Annotated in this window: 12 protein-coding genes and 1 pseudogene; 9 read left to right on the top strand and 4 right to left on the bottom strand. The window is 74.6% G+C overall.

Annotated elements, in window-relative coordinates:
• Positions 1-127: 127 nt before the first annotated feature.
• Positions 128-706 carry a MarR family winged helix-turn-helix transcriptional regulator gene (locus tag ACFYVJ_RS34125; RefSeq protein WP_388900182.1) on the bottom strand — a complete coding sequence of 193 codons (579 nt, stop codon included), beginning with the start codon at positions 704-706 and terminating at the stop codon, positions 128-130.
• 136 nt (positions 707-842) lie between these two features.
• Between ACFYVJ_RS34125 and ACFYVJ_RS34120 the strand changes: the two genes are divergently transcribed.
• The gene (locus ACFYVJ_RS34120) at positions 843-2153 is read left to right on the top strand and encodes an MFS transporter (RefSeq protein ID WP_388900179.1); all 1311 of its coding nucleotides are present in this window, start codon (positions 843-845) and stop codon (positions 2151-2153) included.
• 55 nt (positions 2154-2208) lie between these two features.
• Here ACFYVJ_RS34120 and ACFYVJ_RS34115 read toward each other — a convergent pair whose 3' ends face one another.
• The gene (locus ACFYVJ_RS34115; RefSeq protein ID WP_388900176.1) at positions 2209-3927 is read right to left on the bottom strand and encodes a SpoIIE family protein phosphatase; all 1719 of its coding nucleotides are present in this window, start codon (positions 3925-3927) and stop codon (positions 2209-2211) included.
• 82 nt (positions 3928-4009) lie between these two features.
• Positions 4010-5365 (bottom strand): NAD(P)/FAD-dependent oxidoreductase, encoded by a 1356-nt coding sequence (locus tag ACFYVJ_RS34110; RefSeq protein ID WP_388900174.1) that lies wholly within the window; start codon positions 5363-5365, stop codon positions 4010-4012.
• A 354-nt stretch (positions 5366-5719) separates the two neighbouring features.
• Here ACFYVJ_RS34110 and ACFYVJ_RS34105 point away from each other — a divergent pair, with 354 nt between their 5' ends.
• The gene (locus tag ACFYVJ_RS34105; protein WP_388900171.1) at positions 5720-6430 is read left to right on the top strand and encodes a TetR/AcrR family transcriptional regulator; all 711 of its coding nucleotides are present in this window, start codon (positions 5720-5722) and stop codon (positions 6428-6430) included.
• Positions 6431-6808: 378 nt separating this feature from the next.
• Complete coding sequence (locus ACFYVJ_RS34100) at positions 6809-8641, top strand: sigma-70 family RNA polymerase sigma factor (RefSeq protein WP_388900188.1); 1833 nt, start codon at positions 6809-6811, stop codon at positions 8639-8641.
• Between the two features lie 132 nt (positions 8642-8773).
• On the opposite strand, the gene ACFYVJ_RS34095 is transcribed toward ACFYVJ_RS34100, so the two are convergent.
• Entirely contained in the window at positions 8774-10219 is a 1446-nt protein-coding gene (locus tag ACFYVJ_RS34095) for an MFS transporter (RefSeq protein WP_388900169.1), read from the bottom strand.
• A 768-nt stretch (positions 10220-10987) separates the two neighbouring features.
• On the opposite strand from ACFYVJ_RS34095, the gene ACFYVJ_RS34090 reads away from it, so the two are divergent.
• The 6 genes and pseudogenes from ACFYVJ_RS34090 to ACFYVJ_RS34065 all read left to right on the top strand — a co-directional run bounded on the left by ACFYVJ_RS34090 (position 10988) and on the right by ACFYVJ_RS34065 (position 18397).
• Entirely contained in the window at positions 10988-13090 is a 2103-nt protein-coding gene (locus ACFYVJ_RS34090) for an asparagine synthase-related protein (RefSeq protein ID WP_388900167.1), read from the top strand.
• A gap of 153 nt (positions 13091-13243) precedes the next feature.
• The gene (lhgO, locus tag ACFYVJ_RS34085; RefSeq protein WP_388900164.1) at positions 13244-14584 is read left to right on the top strand and encodes an L-2-hydroxyglutarate oxidase; all 1341 of its coding nucleotides are present in this window, start codon (positions 13244-13246) and stop codon (positions 14582-14584) included.
• Between the two features lie 89 nt (positions 14585-14673).
• The gene (gene trmB / locus ACFYVJ_RS34080; RefSeq protein WP_388900161.1) at positions 14674-15432 is read left to right on the top strand and encodes a tRNA (guanosine(46)-N7)-methyltransferase TrmB; all 759 of its coding nucleotides are present in this window, start codon (positions 14674-14676) and stop codon (positions 15430-15432) included.
• 63 nt (positions 15433-15495) lie between these two features.
• Positions 15496-16824, top strand: coding sequence for a PrsW family intramembrane metalloprotease (locus tag ACFYVJ_RS34075; RefSeq protein ID WP_388900185.1), 1329 nt, complete (start codon positions 15496-15498; stop codon positions 16822-16824).
• A gap of 19 nt (positions 16825-16843) precedes the next feature.
• Positions 16844-17032 (top strand): annotated as a pseudogene (locus ACFYVJ_RS34070) (hypothetical protein); the annotation flags it as partial.
• Between the two features lie 213 nt (positions 17033-17245).
• Positions 17246-18397 carry a hypothetical protein gene (locus ACFYVJ_RS34065; RefSeq protein ID WP_388900158.1) on the top strand — a complete coding sequence of 384 codons (1152 nt, stop codon included), beginning with the start codon at positions 17246-17248 and terminating at the stop codon, positions 18395-18397.
• The last annotated feature ends 8 nt before the right edge of the window (positions 18398-18405 follow it).

Below are 18405 nucleotides of genomic sequence, written 5' to 3'. Positions count from 1 at the left end.
ACAACGAGAAGATGGGACGAGCCGCCCCTCAGGGACGGCCACCGTCGCACTCCAGAACCTCAACGGCCCCGTGGCAACCCGAAGAACTTTACGGAGCGGCCCGACACGTGTCAAGCGCGATCAAGAGCTAGTCCAGATCGGACAGTCGGCCGCTCGCGTCCGGCTGGGCGTCCTCGACGCGGCGGAGGAGGCGGGTCAGCAGGTCACCGAGCAGGGTGCGTTCGGTCGGGGTGAGGTCCTGGAGCAGGTCCTCCTCCCAGTCCGTGCCCATGCGCATGGTCGCGAACCACTTCTCGCGGCCGAGTTCGGTGATGCCGACGATGACGCGGACGCGGTTGGCCTCGTCGCGTTCGCGGGTGACCAGGCCCTCGGTGACCATGCGGTCGATGCGGTGGGTCATCGCGGCGGGGGTGAGGCCGAGGCGCTTGGCCAGCTCGCCGGGGCCGAGCTGGTACGGGGCGCCGGCGAGCACGAGGGCCTTGAGCACCTCCCACTCGGCGCCGTTGATGCCGATGTCGGAGAGGTGGCGGCCGTAGGCGACGGTCATGCGCCGGTTGAGGCGGCTGAGGGCCGAGACGATCTGCTCGACCTGGGGGTCGAGGTCCTGGAACTCCCGCTGGTAGAGCGCGACCTGCTCGTCGAGGGAGCGCAGCTCCTGCGTGGGCGGCCGGGCGGCGTCGGGGGCCGGGGCGTCGCTGTCGGACATGGCGCGCAGTATTCCACCAATCTCGTTCGCGTCGAACTTCTCAGTCATGTACTCTTTAGCTCTGAACTTTAGCATCGAAGTCTTCGACCCGGTAGCTTCTCGGCGCCGGGGCGCACGTGTGCATGGGTGGTGAGTAGTGACACGCGAGACCGGCGCCGCGGCCCTCCGCAGGATCCAGGTGGGGAACGCGCTGAGTGCCTTCGGCAGCGGCTTCACCGTGCCGTACACGTTCTTGTACGTATCGCGGGTGCGGGATCTCGGCTCGACGACGGCGGGTGTCGCGCTCGCCGGGTTCGCCATGGCCGCCCTGCTCGTGCTGCCCTTCACCGGGCGGTTCATCGACCGGCGCGGGCCGCTGCCCGTGGCCCTTGCCGGTACGGTCGCGGCCGCGGCCGGGGCGCTGTCGCTGGGGCTGGCCTCGACGGCGCCGATGGTGCTCGCGTCGACTCTGGTCATGGGCGCCGGGATGGCGGTCATCCAGCCGGCGCTGGCGACGATGATCGTGTGGTGCTCGACGACGGTGACGCGGTCGCGGGCGTTCGCCACGCAGTTCTTCCTGAACAACCTCGGCCTCGGTGTCGGCGGTCTGCTGGGCGGACTGCTCGTGGACGAGGAGCACGCGGGGTCGTTCGTGCGGCTCTTCGCCATCGAGTCCGTGATGTTCCTGGTGCTCGGCGCCGTGGTCGCCACGGTGCGGCTGCCGCGCGGGACGCGCGCCGCGCACGCCGTACCGGCGGGCGAGGGTGCCCGGGGCCGCTGGCGGATCCTGCTCGGGGACCGGGCGATGGTGTGGCTCTGCGTGCTGGGCTTCGTGATGTTCTTCGCCTGCTACGGGCAGTTCGAGTCCGGGCTGTCGGCGTTCGCGGTCGAGGTGTCGGGGATATCCCCGTCGACGCTCGGGGTGGCGCTGGCGGCGAACACCGCGGTGATCGTCGTGGCGCAGTTCGCCGTGCTGCGGCTCGTGGAGCGGCGGAGGCGCAGCCGGGTCATCGCCGTGGTCGGGCTCATATGGACGTTCGCGTGGCTGGTGGCCGCGGCCTCCGGGTGGGTCGCCGGCGGGCAGGCGATGGCGACGGCGGCGATCATCTCCACGTACGCGCTCTTCGGGCTCGGCGAGGCGATGCTGTCGCCGACCGTGGCACCTCTGGTGGCGGATCTGGCGCCAGGTTCGCACATCGGGCATTACAACTCGGTGTTCGCGCTGGTCAAGCAGTTGGCGCTGGCGATCGGGCCCGCGGTCGGCGGGCTCATGGCGGGCGCCGGGGCGTACGGGGCGTACATCTCGATGCTCGTCGTGTGCTCGCTGGGCATCACGGTGATGGGGCTGGTGCTGGGCCGACGGCTGACGCCGGTGCAGGACTGCCCGCGGCTCGCGGGCACCGTGCAGGTGGCGGCCCACAAGCCGGCGGCGGCCGGGGCGGAGCCCGCGCCCGTGCAGGCGGCCTAGGCGCGCACCCGCGCGGGCTCCTGCCCGCGCGGGTGCGCCCGTTCCGTACGCGGCCTCAGTGGCCGTGCTCGCCCGGCAGGGCGAACTCGCACCACACCGCCTTGCCGCCGCCCAGCGTGCGGCGTGAGCCCCAGGTCGAGGCGATCGTGGCGACGATGGAGATGCCGCGGCCGTTCTCGTCGCCGGGCTCCGCCTGGCGGCGGCGCGGCAGCCGGTCGTCGCCGTCGGTGACCTCGACGATGAGCCTCCGGTCCGTACGCCGCAGGCGCAGCCGCATCGGCGGGGAGCCGTGCTGCAGGGAGTTGGCGACGAGTTCGCTGGCCGCCAGCACGCCCAGCTCGCGCAGCTCCGCCGGGAAGCGCCAGCTCGCCAGGACGCCGTCGGCGAAGGCGCGGGCGCGCGGGGCCGCCTCGACGCCGCCGAGGAGGTCGAGCGCCGCGCTGCGGAACAGCTCGGCCTCGCCGTCGTCGCGCAGCGGGTGCTCCAGGACGAGCACGGCGACGTCGTCGTCGTGCTCGGCGGTGACGCCGAGGGAGCGGATGAGGCGGTCGCAGACGACGCCCGGTGCACCGGTGGCGCCGGCGAACGCGCTCACCAGCGCGTTCACGCCCTCCTCGATGTCCTGGCCGCGCCGCTCGATGAGGCCGTCGGTGTAGAGGACGGCCGTCGAGCCGGGCGGGAAGGGCAGTTCCGCGGAGCCGTGCACCCAGCCGCCGGTGCCGAGGGGCGGTCCCGTGGGTTCGTCGACGCGGCGCACGGTGCCGTCCGCGTCGCGGATGAGGATCGGCAGGTGGCCGGCCGAGGCGTGCACCAGGCGGCCCTCGTGCGGGTCGTGGACGGCGTACGCGCAAGTGGCGATCTGGTTGGGGTCGATCTCGGAGGCGAGTCCGTCGAGGAGCTGGAGCACCTCGTGCGGCGGCAGGTCCAGGCGCGCGTACGCGCGCACCGCGGTGCGCAACTGGCCCATGACGGCGGCGGCGCGGACGCCGCGGCCCATGACGTCGCCGATGACCATGGCCGTGCGGCCGGCGCCGAGGGTGATGACGTCGTACCAGTCGCCGCCGACCGCGGCGTCCGTGCCGCCGGGCTGGTACTTGGCCGCGACCCGCAGGTCGTCGGGGTGCTCCAGCTTCTCCGGCAGCAGGCTGCGCTGCAGCGCCACCGCGGCCTCGCGCTGCATGCGCTCGCCGGCGCGCAGCCGCTCGGCGGCCTCCACCTGGTCGGTGACGTCGGCGGCGGAGACGAGCACGCCGCCGCTCTCGCCGACGTCGATGGGGCTGCAGGTGAACGTGTACGAGCGGGAGTCGGGGGCGCGGCGGGCCTTGACGGTGCGCGGGGTGCCGCTGCGCAGCACCTGGTCCATCAGCGGCAGCAGGCCCAGCTCGGCGAGTTCGGGCAGCGCGTCGCGGGCCGGGCGGCCCGGGGCGCGGGCGCCGAAGACGGCGGCGTAGGCGTCGTTGACGTAGGCGATGCGGTGGTCGGGGCCGTGGACGACCGCGACGGGTGCCGGCAGCCGGCCGAGGGTGGCGCTGACGGGCAGCTCGATGCCGGGGTCGACGTCGTGTTCCGTATCGGGTTCCGGGCCCGTGTCGCCGCCGCCGCTCGCCGTGCCGCCGGGGTCGGCGTCCGGCTCGGCGCCGGGGGGCGGTTCCGCCGCGGCGCGGCGGCCCTGCCGTCCGGCGCGGGCGGAGGGGACGGCACCGCGGAAGCCCCGCGCGGCGGCGGTGCGGCGCGGGGATCCGGGGAGCCGGGGGCTCCAGCGCGTGAAGTTCAAGCGTGCCAGTCCCAGGTCCACTCGTTGGTCGTTCGTTTCGCTCCGTGCCGCTTCGTGCCCGTCCATGGTCACATGCCCCGCCTCAGTCGCCGTCAGGGCCGCGACCCGACCGGGTGGCGAGTTCGAATTCCGCCCGGGGGTGTTCCAGCGAGCCGAGGGCGACGATCTCCCGCTTGAACAGTCCGGCAAGGGTCCACTCGGCGAGCACATGCGCCTTGCGGCCCACGGTGGGGAGCTTGCCTAGGTGGTACGCACGGTGCATGAGCCAGGCAGGGTAGCCCTTCAGCCGGTGGCCGTACACATAGGCGATGCCTTTGTGGAGGCCGAGGGAGGCGACGGAACCTGCGTACCGGTGCCGGTAGTCGCGCAGGGGCGCGCCGCGCAGGGCTGCGGCCAGGTTGTCGGCGAGGACGCGGGCTTGGCGGACGGCGTGCTGGGCGTTGGGGGCGCAGAGTGCGCCGGGTTCGTCGGCGGTGAGGTCCGGTACGGCGGCCGCGTCGCCGGCGGACCAGACGGCGTCCTCGCCCTCGACGCGCAGGTCGGGGGTGCACCGCAGGCGGCCGCGGTCGTCGAGGGGCAGTCCTGTGGCGGCGAGCACGGGGTGGGGGCGGGCGCCGGCGGTCCACACGAGGGTGCGGGTGGGGAAGCGGGCGCCGTCGTCGAGTTGGGCGACGCGGTCCGTACAGCTTGACAGGCGGGTCTCCAGGCGTACGTCGATGCCGCGTTCGCGCAGCCTTCGTACGGCGTACTCGCCGAGCCGCTCGCCGACCTCCGGCAGGATGCGGTTGCTCGCCTCGACGAGGACCCAGCGCATGTCCGCGGGGCGTACGCCGGTGTAGTAGCGGGTGGCGTAACGCGCCATGTCTTCGAGCTCGGCGAGGGCTTCCACGCCGGCGTAGCCGCCCCCCACGAACACGAACGTCAGCGCGGCCTCCCGGACGGCGGCGTCGCGGGTGGAGGAGGCGATGTCGAGTTGTTCGAGCACGTGGTTGCGGAGGCCGATGGCCTCCTCGATCGAGGTGAAGCCGATGCCGTACTCGGCGAGCCCGGGCACCGGCAGCACCCGGGAGACGGATCCGGGCACCAGCACGAGCTGGTCGTACGCCAGCTCCAGTGGCGGTTCGCCGGTCTCGTCGGTGGCGAGCGTCGAGACGCGGGCGGTGCGCCCGGGGTGGTCGACGGACGTCACGCGGCCGGCGACCACGCGGCAGCGGGGCAGCACGCGCCGCAGCGGCACCACGACGTGACGCGGCTGTACGGAGCCGGCGGCGGCCTCGGCGAGGAAGGGCTGGTAGGTCATGTACGGGTCGGGGGCGACCACGGTGATCTGCGCCGCGCCTCTTCTGAGCTGCTTGCCGAGGTGCTTCTGCAGCCGCATGGCCGCGGCCATCCCGACGTTGCCGCCACCGACGACGAGGACGCGCGTCGGATCCGTCATGGGCAACCTCCTGCCTGGGGTCCCGCCTGGGGCCCGGCCTCGCCGCGCGCCGCCGGCGGCGGTGCGGGCCCGGGGCGAGGCCGCCGACGGCGACCTCGGAACACCCATGACGCACCGCGTTCGGACTTTTGTCCACAGGCGGGGGAAGGATTTCCGGCGCCCGAGGTGTCCGACCCGCGGCCGATCCTTATCCACAGCCCCTTCTCTCTTGACTTCTGCTGAACTATGTTCGTACGAGCCGGAGTGGCCCGACCAGATGCACTCCGGTAAGCAGGGTGGGGAGTCTCCGGGGGGAGACTGTCATAACCGGGGGAAACAGAGATGCAGGTTCAGAGCAGTCGTCTGTCAGCAAACATGTCGGGACCGGACACTTCCGGCGAACTGCCGACGAATGGCCGGTCGGCGCTGCGGGTCGACGCGCAGCGCAATCTGGAGCACGTCCTGCGCGCCGCGCGCGAGGTCTTCGGGGAGCTGGGTTACGGCGCCCCGATGGAGGACGTCGCCCGCCGCGCCAGGGTCGGCGTAGGCACGGTGTACCGCCGCTTCCCGAGCAAGGAAGTGCTGGTCAAGCGCATCGCCGAGGCGGAGACCGCCCGGCTCACCGAGCAGGCCCGCGCGGCGCTGCAGCAGGAGGACGAGCCGTGGGCCGCGCTGGCCCGCTTCCTCCGCGCCTCCGTCGACTCCGGTGCCGGGCGGCTGCTGCCGCCGCAGGTGCTGGGCGTGACGGCGCAGGCGCAGGAGGGCGAGCCGCGGGTGCCGCAGCAGCGGCCCTCGCCGGACGGCACGGCGGCGCAGGCCGGCGGTGCGGTCGCGGGTGAGAGCGCGGGTGCGGAGGGCGCGAGCGTCGGCGGTACGGACGCGGCGGCGCTGCTCGACGTGGTCGGGCAGTTGGTCGCGCGCGCCCGGGACGCGGGGTCGCTGCGCGCCGACGTATCGGTGTCGGACGTGCTGCTGGTGATAGCCACCGCGGCGCCGTCCCTGCCGGACCCGGAGCAGCAGGCGGTCGCGTCCGCGCGGCTGCTGGACATCCTGCTCGACGGGCTGCGGCCGCACGCGGAGGGCTGAGCCCCGGGCCGTGCCCGACAGGGGTGCGCCGGGGTGTGCCTCGGCGTGCCCTGACGGGCCCCGCGGGGGTTCCCCTTGACGGGTGGCCCCGCCGGCGGTGGTACGTGTTGACGGTGTCGCCCGTCAGGGTGCCTCTCGCCGGACGTCGGCTTCCGTGGCCGGCGTAGCGGCCCGTTCGTCAAACGAGGCCGCCGTCTACCCCGAAAGCGTGACCGGTAGTGCGCCGCGAGCGGGAAAACCCCCCAACGGGTGGTTGACCGGTCAACGCGGACGGCGACCACGGTCCGTTGTGACACGCTCACCCGATGACGGGCGGGACGAGCGTCTACGGGAGCTTGCGGCATGGCAGTTGACGATCCGGACGATCGCGGGCATGCCATGGACGGCGGGACATCCGGCGGGAACTCCGGCGGTGCCGACGAGGCCGTGGGGGCCATCCCCAAGCAGCGTGAGCGACGGGACGAGGGGGTCACGGGACCCCTGCCTTCGGACACCGAACTGGTCGCCCGGATGCGTACGGGGGACGACAGCGCGTACGAGGAGCTGTACCAGCGGCACGCCCCGGCGGTCCGCCGCTACGCGCGCACCTGCTGCCGCGACTCGCACACCGCCGACGACCTCACCGCCGAGGTGTTCGCCCGCACGCTCCAGGCGGTCCGCGGCGGCGCCGGTCCCGAGACCGCGGTACGGGCGTATCTGCTGACCACCGTGCGGCGGGTCGCCGCCGCCTGGACGAAGACCGCCAAGCGCGAGCAACTCGTCGACGACTTCGCCGTCTTCGCGACCCAGGCCACGCGGCCGGTCTCCGACGACGACACCCTCGACCTGGGCGCCGACGTACGGGCCATGCACGAGGCCGAGCAGTCGATGGCGGTGCAGGCGTTCCGCAGCCTGCCCGAGCGCTGGCAGACCGTGCTGTGGCACACGACGGTGGAGGACGAGTCCCCCAGCCAGGTCGCGCCGCTCCTCGGGCTCACCGCCAACGCGACCGCCGTACTGGCTCACCGCGCCCGCGAAGGGCTCAAGCAGGCGTACCTCCAGGCGCACGTCTCGACCGCGCTCACCGCGGGCGGCGACTGCGCCCGGTACGCGGACCGGCTCGGCGCGTACGCCCGCGGCGGGCTGCGGATGCGCGCCGAGCGGGGGCTGCGCAAGCACCTGGACGGCTGCGTGCGGTGCCGGATGGCGGCGGTCGAGGTCGCTGACGTCAACTCCCGGCTCAGCACGCTGCTTCCGGTCGCGGTCGTCGGCTGGTTCGCGTCGGCCGCGGCGGCGAAGGCCGCCGGGTTCGCGGGCATCGGCGCGGGTGCCGGGGCGGCGGGTGCCACCGGGGCGGGGGCCGCGGCGGCGGCGAGCGGCGTCGGCGGCATCGGCGGCGGGGCGGGCTCGGGTGCGGCCGGCGGTGCCGGTGCGGCGGTGGGCGAGGGGGTCGGTGCGCCGGTCAAGGTCGCGGCCGCGGCGGGCATCGTCGTGGCCGCGGCGGCAGCGGCGCTGGCGCTCGTACTCTCCGGCGGCGGCGGCGAGAAGGAGCCGGTCGCCAACCCGCCCGCCAGCTCGGCCCCGGCGCCGCCTCCGGCGCCCCCGCCCGAGAAGAAGCCGGAGCCCACTCCCCCGCCCCCTGCCCCCGAGCCGGCGGAGCCCGCCCCGACGCCGACGCCCACCCCGACCCCGGAGCCGTCCTCCCCCAGTCCCACGCCGACACCGACGCCCACGCCGACCCCGACGCCCACCCCGACGCCGAAGCCGCCGTCCCCACCGCCACCGCCGCCCCCCGCCGAGCCGTACCGCGTCGCGGGCCTGGAGGCCGACGTCCTCGGCGACGGCACGGACCCGGAGATCGTCGCGAGCCGCAGCGGATGGTGGTGGCAGCGCGAGGACTTGGACGTCGGCGGCACGACCTACGCCCACGGCGTCACGGTCCAGGCGAAGTCGTCCCTGGTCATCGAGCTGAACCGGTCCTGCACCCGCTACCGGGCGGCGGCCGGCATCGACGACATGATGTACCGCCTGGGCGCGGCCAGGTTCACCGTCTACGGCGACGGCGCCCGGCTCTGGCGCTCGGACTGGGTCGAGGCCGGCGAGCAGGCGGCCGTGGTCGACGTGGGCCTGCCGTCGGGCACCGAGACCATCCGGCTGGAAGCGGAACCGCAGCACCCCATCCACACCGCGCTGCTGACGGACTGGGCGGACTCGGTCATCGACTGCCGCTGAGCGCCGCGCCGTCCGGAGGCCCGCACGCCGCTGCCGGGGCCGCGCGCGAGCCCCGTACGCGCCGACTCACCGTGTCCCGGCGGACTGTGCCCTGGCGCATCGCGCCGCCGCGCACGCCCGGGTGCGTACCCCCTACGCCGGCGCGACCAGCAACGGGCGGGCGCGCTCGCGCAGTTCCGCCACCATCGGCTCGTCGCCGTACGGCTCCAGCCGGGCCAGCAGGTCCTTCACGTACTCCGTCGTCCGCGCCGACGAGATCCGGCCCGCGACCTCCACCGCCCGCGTGCCCTGCGCGCACGCCGCGTCGAGGTTCCCCGACTCCAGCTCCGCCACCGCCGCCACGATCAGCCGCAGCCCGTGCGAGCGGACGAACGCCTCCGTCGGCCGCGCCAGCGCCTGTTCGGTGAACCGCCGCACCTGCCGCGGCACCCGCAGGTCGCGGTAGCACTCGGCGGCGTCGGCGGCCAGCCGGTCGTAGGCGTAGAAGTCGAGCCAGGCAGGGTCGGGGTCGCCCTCGCGGGCGCGCTCCAGCCAGCTCTCCGCCGCCGCCAGGGCCGTGCCGCACGACGCCTCGTCCTGTGCGCGGGCGTGCGCCCGCGCCTCGACGAGGTGGAAGAAGCTCATCGCACGCGCCGTCGCCAACCCCCTGTTGCGCTCGATCGCCGCCTGGGCGAGGTCCACGCCCTCGTCGGCGAAGCCGCGGTACGTCGCCTGGAGCGACATCGACGCCAGGACGTACCCGCCGAGCGGCACGTCCGCCGCCGCCCGGGCGAGCCGCAGCGCCTGGATGTAGTACCGCTGTGCCGCCTCCTGCTGCCCCGTGTCGAAGGCCATCCACCCGGCGAGCCGGGTGAGTTCCGCGGTCGCGCCGAAGAGCGAGCGCCCGACCTCGTCGGTGTACGCGCCGAGCAGCAGCGGCGTCGCGTCCACGCGCAGGCACTCCGGCACCATCGACGCCCGCCAGTCGCCGCCCCCGTACTTGGAGTCCCAGCGCCGCGCCTCGTCCGCCGCGTCGCGCAGCTTGGCGACGTCGCTGTGCCCCACACGCCGCGGCCCCGAGCCGTCCGCCGCGGGCGCGTGCTGCGGGTCGACGCCGTCGAGGCCGCGGGCGACCGAGCCGTCGGCCGGCGTGATCAGCCAGCGGGAGGCGGGCGTCGCGTACGCGCTGACGGCAAAGGAGCCCGCGAGGCTCTGCCAGATGCCGCCGCTGCCCGCGCGCCGCCCGGCGAGGTCGAGCCGGTACAGCTCGGTGGCCGAGCGCACCGCCTCGCCGACATCGCGCGGGAACGCCAGGCCCACTTCGGGCGCCGGGTCGGTGTCGGCCAGCCCTATCTCGTGCAGCGGCACGGGGCGGCCGAGCTTGCCGGCGATGGCGGTGGCGATCAGGTGGGGCGCGGCGCCCTGGGGCACCATCCCCTTCGTCACCCACCGGGCGACGGATGTCTTGTCGTACCGAAGCGTCATGCCGCGCTGCGCGCCGAGGTCATTGACCCGGCGGGCGAGTCCGGCGTTGCTGATCCCGGCGAGCGCGAGCATGTGGCCCAGCTTCTCGTTCGGCCCGCGTGGCGTCCTGGACATGCACACCCCTCGACCACCGACGGCTCCCGTCCGGCAGGTGGGGATCCGGCCGGGTCGCATATGCACCCAGCGTAGTTCGCCGGATCCCGACCGTTAAGAGGAATGTTTCCGGATGGCGGGATTGCAGCGCGCGTGCTCCGGGGTCGTGTGGCGGTGCGCCGTACGTGCGCTCTGCCCGCAAAGGGCGGCGCACGCTTGGCTGGTTGTCCGTGGGTCGGCTCGCCGCGCCTGGGAAAGCGGCGGGCCTGGGGAACTCCGCCGTCATTCATCCCCGCGGGCGGCGGCTCACGGTCCGGGGAGCGCGGGACGCTTCCCGGACCACACAAGCCAGGAAGTCGGGCTTGGATGGCCGGGATTGCGCCGTGTGGAGAATGGCTGAATGACGCCCCTCGCGGGGGGTGTAGATCCGGGCGTAGGGGACGGCCGCACCGGAGTCCGGGCACCGCCCGGGTGCCGGTACCGCGTTTCGGACGGCGCGCCGGGGGGGCGGTTCGTACCGCCTGTTGATCCTCTTCCTCGTGCGGACCCCGCCGGGGCGCCCAACTGCCCTGAGCGCGCCCGCGCGGCGGCCTCCGGGGGCGCTTCCGGCCGTGACGAGCAGACTCCCGCACGACCGCATCCACTCACATGCGCCCCTCTCGTGGCAGCATTGGTCCTGACGAAGCGGCAGTACGCCCTGAGCGTGGCGGAGTTGATGCCGATCGCCCGGCTCGCCTGGCTCGCTTGGCATATGCCGATACGTCCCCAGTTGCCCACGAGGAGGCGCGCATGCGGTGGTTGGTGGGGTGGAGCAGTGCCGCCGCCGCGCCCTCGTTCCTCGACGGTGCGCAGTCCGCCGACGACTACGACCTCCACCCCGTCGGCGCCCAGCTCGTCTGGGGCGGCCCCGATCCGCTGTGGGCGGTCGGCGACTGGCGGCCGGACGAGATCCGCGTGGTCGACGTCGCACCGCTGATCCGGCTGGCGATCTTCGGCACCTGCGGCGCGAGCGACGACCAGTTGCGCGTGGGCCTGCTGTCCACCCGCGGCGGCGCGGTACGGCACCTGACCGCCTGGTCCGGCGGGTACACCGCCGTCGCGCAGGTCGGCCGCCGCACCACCGTCCTCGGCGATCTCGCCGGCGCGCGCCCCGTCTTCCACGCCCCCTGGGACGGCGGCACCGCGTACGCGACCGCCGCGCTCCCGCTCGCCGACCTGATCGAGGCCGAGCTGGACGTCCCCCACCTCGCCGCCCAACTCGCCTGCCCCGACGTGCCGGAGGCGCTGGGCGACGGCACGCCGTACGCCGGCGTGCGCCGCGTGCCTCCCGGCCACGCACTCATCCTCCGCGAGGGCGCCAAGGAGATCACCGGCTACGAGCCGCGCGCCTCCCTCGCCGTCGCCGCCCCTTCGCTGGACACCGAACCGGCGGTGGCGGGCGTACGCGACGCGCTCGTGGAGTCCGTACGCGCCCGGCTCGCCGCCCCGCGCCACGCGCCGGAACCCGGCTACGGCGGCCTCGACCCCGGCCCCGTACCCGGCATGGGCCCGGCCGACCGGCGCGCCGCACGCGGCCCCGCGCCCGGCATCGGCGCCGACCTGTCCGGCGGCATCGCCTCCGGCACCCTCGCGCTGCTGGCCGCCGGACTGCCGGGCGCGCCCGGTACGCCCCCGGGGCTGGGCCCCGGGCAGGGCGAGCGGCTGGTGGCCGTGACGTTCAACGACCTGACGGCGCGCGCCGACGAAGCCGAGCTGGAGCGGGCCCGCACCATCGCCGCCAACCCGCGGCTGCACCACGTGGTGGTGGCCGCGGGCGAGGCGGCGCTGCCGTACGCGGACCTGGAGAGCATGCCGCTGACGGACGAGCCCGGCCCCTCCCTGGTCGCCGCCGCCCGGCACCGGCGCCGGCTGACCGCGGGCAGCGCCGACCACCTGGTCGGCGTCGGCGCCCGCGAGGTCCTGGACGCGCACCCGGCCCGGCTCGCGGACCTGCTGCTGGACCGCAGACGGCGCTCGCTGTTCCGGCCCGTGACGGCGCTGGCGCGCGCGGAGGGCTCGGTGCTGGCGCCGCTGACCGTCTACCGCGCGGCCCGCCGGCTGGCCCGTACGACGTACTGGGAAGGCATCTCCGAAGGCGCAGACGCGCTCCTCGACGACCCCACGGGCGTGCCCGGCGGGGCGCAAGGGCGCAGCCAGGGCGCGCTCGACGCGTCGCTGGCCGCGCTGAGCTGGTGCCGGCCGGGGCCCGCGGCGCGGTGGCTGACGGGCGAGGCGCTGGCCGAGGTGTCGGTACGGCTCCGGGGCTCCGCGGGCACCGCGAACGGCGACGGCACCGGCCGCCCCGGCGAGCGCCGCGCCGCCGCGGCGCTGGCGCAACTGGGCGCGGACTACCGCGTCTTCGAGCAGGCCGCGGAGGTCCGGTTCCAGCGGCTGCACGCCCCCTTCCTCGACAACCAGGTCGTACGGGCCTGCCGCGCCCTGCCCGAGGCGCTGCGCGTGCAGCCGGGCGCGCGGGCGGCGGTGCTGGGCGCCGTGCTCGACGGCGCGGGGATCCGCGGGCTGCCGCCGGGCTGGGGCGCGACGACCGGCCCCGCGGCGGCCGCCGCGTCGGCGGAGCGCATCGGGCTGCGCCGCGCCTCGACGGAGCTGGCCGACCTCTTCCACCGGCCGCTGCTGGCGGACGCGGGTCTGGTGGAGGGCCGGGTCGTACGCAAGGCGCTGCGCGCGGCGGCGGACGGCGAGGCGCTGCCGCTGGCCGGTCTCGCGGAGCTGGTCTCGACGGAGCTGTGGCTGCAGCGGCTGCTGATGCGCCGCGGGTCGGTCTGGACGGGCGACGCGGCGCCGCGGCAGCGCGCGGTGGCGGGCGGGGTCCCGCCGCGGCTGCCGCTGTAGGGGGTGCCGCGGCCCCGCCGCGAGGGCCCTCGCGGCTTCCGCGGTAAGGGGCTCCGCGGTAAGGGGCTCCGCGGTAGGGGGCTTCGCGCCCCCTGGTTTGGCGGCGGCCGGGCCGCTCGGGGGATGATGGGGCCGACCCCTGCCGGAGGTGCCATGGCCGACGACTGCGACGTACTCGTGATCGGCGCCGGCATCGTCGGCCTCTCCACGGCGTACGCGCTGACGCGGGCCGCCCCCGGCATCCGCGTCGTCGTCCTGGAGAAGGAACCCGGCCCGGCCCAGCACCAGACCGGGCGCAACAGCGGCGTGATCCACAGCGGGCTGTACTACAGGCCGGGCTCGCTCAAGGCGCGCTACGCGGTGCAGGGCGCCGCCGAGCTGGTCGCCTTCTGCGCCGAGCACGGACTGCCGCACGCGGTCACCGGCAAGATCGTCATCGCCACGGACCGGGACGAGCTGCCGCGCCTGCACGCCCTGGCGCAGCGCGGGCGCGAGAACGGCATCCCGGTGCGCGAGCTGGGGCCCGCGCAGATCACCGAGTACGAGCCGCATGTGCGCGGGCTGGCGGCGCTGCACGTGGCGACGACGGGGGTGTGCGACTTCCGGGCGGTGGCGCGGACGCTGGCGGAGCTGGCGCGCGAGGCGGGAGCGGAGGTGCGGTACGGGGTGGAGGTACGGGCGATCGCGAGGCGCCCGGGCGTGGCCCGTACGTCCACGCCCACGAACCCCGCTGACAGCAGCGACGCCACCGGCCCCGCCGACGCCACCGGTCCCATCGTCGCCACCGGCCCCGCCGTGGCCGTCCGTCCCACCGACGCCACCCGTCCCACCGGCCCCGCCGTGGCCGTCCGCACCGCCGCCGGTGACGTCGTCCGCGCCCGGGCCCTGGTCAATTGCGCCGGCCTGCACTCCGACCGCATCGCCCGCCTCGCCGGCGACCGCCCCGGGCTGCGCATCATCCCCTTCCGTGGCGAGTACTACGAGCTGGCCCCCCACGTCGCCGACCTCGTCCACGGCCTCGTCTACCCCGTCCCCGACCCCGCGTTCCCCTTCCTCGGCGTCCACCTCACCCGCGGCATCGACGGCGCCGTCCACCTCGGCCCCAACGCCGTCCCCGCGCTGGCCCGGGAGGGCTACTCCCGTACGAGCCTCAGCCCCCGCGACGCCGCCGCCACGGTCGCGTACCCGGGAAGTTGGCGCATAGCCCGCCGCCACTGGCGCTACGGCGCCGGCGAACTCCGCCGCTCCCTGTCCCGGCGGGCGTTCACCGAGGACGTACGGCGGCTGCTGCCCGCCGTCGACGAGAAGGACCTGCGCCCGGCACAGGCGGGGGTGCGGGCGCAGGCGGTGCTGCCGGACGGGTCGCTGGTGGACGACTTCCGCTTCGCGGAGGGGCCGCGGACGATCCACGTACTGAACGCACCGTCCCCGGCGGCGACGGCGTCGCTGCCGATCGGCAGGGAGATCGCCCGCAGAACGCTCGCCCTGCTCTGACCGGTGGGGGGACCACCCCCTTCACCGGCTGGAGGGCAGGGGGGACCACCCCCTTCACCGGCTGCGGGCCTCCGTAAAATGGGGACACTGTGTCCGACCACCCCGATCAGCACGATCGTCCCCAGCCCAGGTTCCCCGACGGCCCCGCCCCCGCGCCCGCCGGGCCGCACAACGAGCGCCGTATCCGCTCCTTCGTGCCGCGCCGCAGCCGCGTGACGCTCGCACAGGGCGAGGCCCTGAAGCGGCTCTGGCCGAAGTGGGGCTTCGACATCGACGGCGCGTCCGTACTCGATCTCGACGACCTCTTCGACGGGCTCCCCGTCGTCCTCGAAATCGGCTTCGGCATGGGCGAGGCGACCGCAGACATGGCCGCCGCCGACCCCGCGACCGGCATCCTCGCCGTCGACGTCCACACCCCGGGACAGGGCAACCTGCTGCGGCTCATCGAGCAGCGCGGCCTGACGAACGTACGCATCGGCAACGGCGACGCCGTCATACTGCTGCGCGAGATGCTGCCCCCGGGCGCGCTCGCGGGGATGCGGATCTACTTCCCGGACCCGTGGCCCAAGAAGAGGCACAACAAGCGCCGGCTCATCCAGCCGGAGTTCCTGGCGCTGGCGGCGTCGCGGATGGCGCCGGGGGCGGTGCTGCACTGCGCGACGGACTGGGAGCCGTACGCGGAGTGGATGTTGCAGACGCTGGAGGCGTCGCCGTACTTCGAGAACACCCACCCCGGCGGCTACGCGCCGCGGCCGGACTTCCGCCCGCGTACGCGCTTCGAGGGGCAGGGGCTCGGAAAGGGGCACATCGTGAACGATCTGCTCTTCCGCCGCATCCCCGATAAATAGCCCGTCGCGCGCGGCGGGAGGACTGGCTAGGGTCGAAGGGTGCAGTACGAAGGCGCTCAGCTCATGACCCGGCCGCGGGAGCCCGAGGAATTCGGCCCGCGCCCGGAGTACGAGGACGCGCGCCCGAAAGCTGCGGCACCTCCTGCACCTACCCCTCCCGCCGGCCGGCGGTTCTGGCGCAGAAGGGGCGTGCGAATAGGCGCGGTGGCGACCCTGCTGACGCTGGCGGGCCTGGCGATCCTGTGGCTGGTGTGGACGGAGACCGGCACGCACGGGATGCTCCTGGGCGGCGGGCTGGCGCTGCTGCCGGTACCGCTGCTGATCGCGGGCTTCCTGTGGCTGGACCGGGTGGCGCCGGGACCGTGGCGTTACCGCATCTTCGCGTTCGCCTGGGGCGCCTTCGCCGCGACGCTCGTCGCGATGCTGGCGAACACCTTCGCCGCCCGCTGGATCGCCACCGGCCTGCCGACGGCGTCGTCACGCGAGGCGGACCTGTGGGGGATGGCGGTCGTGGCGCCGGTGGTGGAGGAGAGCGCGAAGGCGGCGGCGATACTGCTGCTGTTCCTCTTCCGCAGGCACTACTTCGCCGGCCTGGTCGACGGCCTGGTGCTGGCGGGGATCATCGGCACGGGCTTCGCGTTCACCGAGAACATCCTGTACCTGGGCCGTGCGTACGAGGAGAACCAGACCTTCGGCGACTCCGGCCCCCTGGCGACGGTGACGGTGACGTTCGTCGCCCGGATCGTCTTCTCCCCTTTCGCGCACCCGCTGTTCACGGCGATGGCGGGCATAGGCTTCGGCCTGGCGGCCACGACGGTCGCGCGTCAGCGCCTGCGCCGCGTGCTGCTGCCGGTGGCGGGGCTGCTGCTGGCGATCGCGATGCACGCGCTGTGGAACGGCTCGGCGGTGATGAACGGCTACGCCTTCCTCGGCGCGTACGCCTTCGTGATGGCGCCGGTCTTCGGCCTCCTGGTGTGGCTGGCGGTCTGGTCCCGCGGCGGCAAACTCCGCACGATACGCGCCCAGCTCCCCGTCTACGCCCAGGCCGGCTGGCTGGTCCCCGCGGAACCGGTGGCCCTCTCCTCGCTGCGCATCCGCAAGATAGCCCGCAGCCTGGCCCGCCACGCCCACGGCGACGAGGCCCGCCGCGCGGTGGCCGACTACGAACGCGCCGCGACGACCCTGGCCCTGCTCCGCGCCCAGGCCACGCAGGGCCGCCCGGCAAAAGACTACGCGGCCCGGGAACAGGCCCTGCTCGCAAGGATGTGGCAGAACAAGCCCATAGCCCAGCCGGCCCTCACCAGAGCCGCCTTCACCACCAACCCACCCCGCCCCACCCCCTGGCCCCCACCCCCAGCCACTACCTCCCCACCCCACCCCCCACCCGCCTGACCACCGCACAGGCTCCCCGGCCAACAGTCGGCCCTTCGCCTGGGTGGACGACGAGCAGGGCGATCTCGACGAGATCTGCGTAGCCACCCACCATGGGGCTTCGGTCTGCTCCGACACGTCAACCCACGAATAAGGTCTGCACGACAACGACTTCCACGCACTCGCAGAATTCGCGCGATCACTGGACGCTCCTCAAGCCAACGGCTGAGCACGTCCCCCAACCTCCGACAGATCCGTACGCACCAACATGATCAATACGGACCGGGCCCGGGCGCGGGGTTCTTCACCATGTCAAGCGAGCTGGTGCTCGGGCGTTCCTGGCGGGTGGGCACGGATTGTCTCTGACCTGCCCAGGAGTCCGCTCGGGTGGGAGTTATCCACAGGGGAGGCGGGGGGTGGGGATCTGCGAGAGGGTTGGGGCATGACGGGGGAAATTGGGTCGCTGGGTGAACTGGCGGCGGGCAGCGGTGGGGTGTTGGTTTGTGCCGAGGCTTTGGGGGCCGGGTGGTCTGCCGGGATGTTGGTGCGGCGGTTGCGGAAGGAGGGGTGGCGGAAGGTTCGGGCCGGGGTGTGGGTGGAGCCGGGGCGGGTTGATGATTTTCGGCTGCGGTTGCGGGTGGCGCAGGCCGGGCGGCCGGAGTTGGTCGTCAGTCACAGTGCGGCGGCTCATCTGTTCGGGGTCGAAGTGCTCGCCGTGCGGCCCGAGTTCACGCACGTGCGGGGGCGCGGGCGGGCGCCCGAAGGGTGCCTGTTGCACCGGACCGCCGTGAGCGACGAGGAGATCGTAAGCGTCGCCGGGCTGCGGGTGACCGACGCCGCGCGGACCCTCGTCGACCTGCTGCGTACGGCGGAGCGGGATGCGGCCCTGGTGGCCGTGGAGTCGGCCTTGACCCGGCGGCCGTTGGGGCCCGCCGGCGGGTGGCCGCGGCGGTGGCGGGAGCAGGTGACCGATCTGCATGCGGTCTCCGAGGCCCTTGCCGGGATCGGCCAGCGGCGAGGTGTGGTCCAGGCGCGGCAGCGGCTGTCGCTCGTCGATCCGCGCTCCGAGTCGCCCGCGGAGACCGTCGCGCGGCTGCGGATGTACGACGCCGGGCTGCGGCCCCTCAGCCAAGTGCCCTTCACCGCGCCCAACGGCCGGCGGATACGAGTGGACTTCTTCTTCCCGGTGGCGGGGCTCGTCGTGGAGATCGAGGGCTACGGCTTCCACGGCGGCCGGGCCGCTCATCTCGCCGACGTCGAGCGCTTCAACGACCTGGGGCGCTGTCCCGAGGTCCGGCGCATGCTGCGGTTCACCGCCGCCGATGTCTTCGAGCGGCCCCAGCGGATGGTCCACACCATCCGCGCCGCCCTGGGCGAAATCGCCGCCGGGGAGTCCCGTGGCACCGCCGTCGGCGGAGGGTCCCGTGGCACCGCCACCGCCGGAAGGTCCCGTGGCGCCGCCGTCGGTGCTGCCGCGGCTGCCACCGCTGCCGCCTATGCGGTTGCCGGTGCGGCAGCGAGTGCCGGTGCCGTCGCCAGTGGCGCCGCCGGTGCCCAGGCAACTGCCTCTGCCTCCGCCACCGTCGCTGCCTGAGTCGCCGC

It is taken from the genome of Streptomyces sp. NPDC004134 (genome assembly GCF_042874195.1).
GTDB lineage: Bacteria > Actinomycetota > Actinomycetes > Streptomycetales > Streptomycetaceae > Streptomyces.
This window is presented reverse-complemented; position numbering and strand designations above follow the sequence as displayed.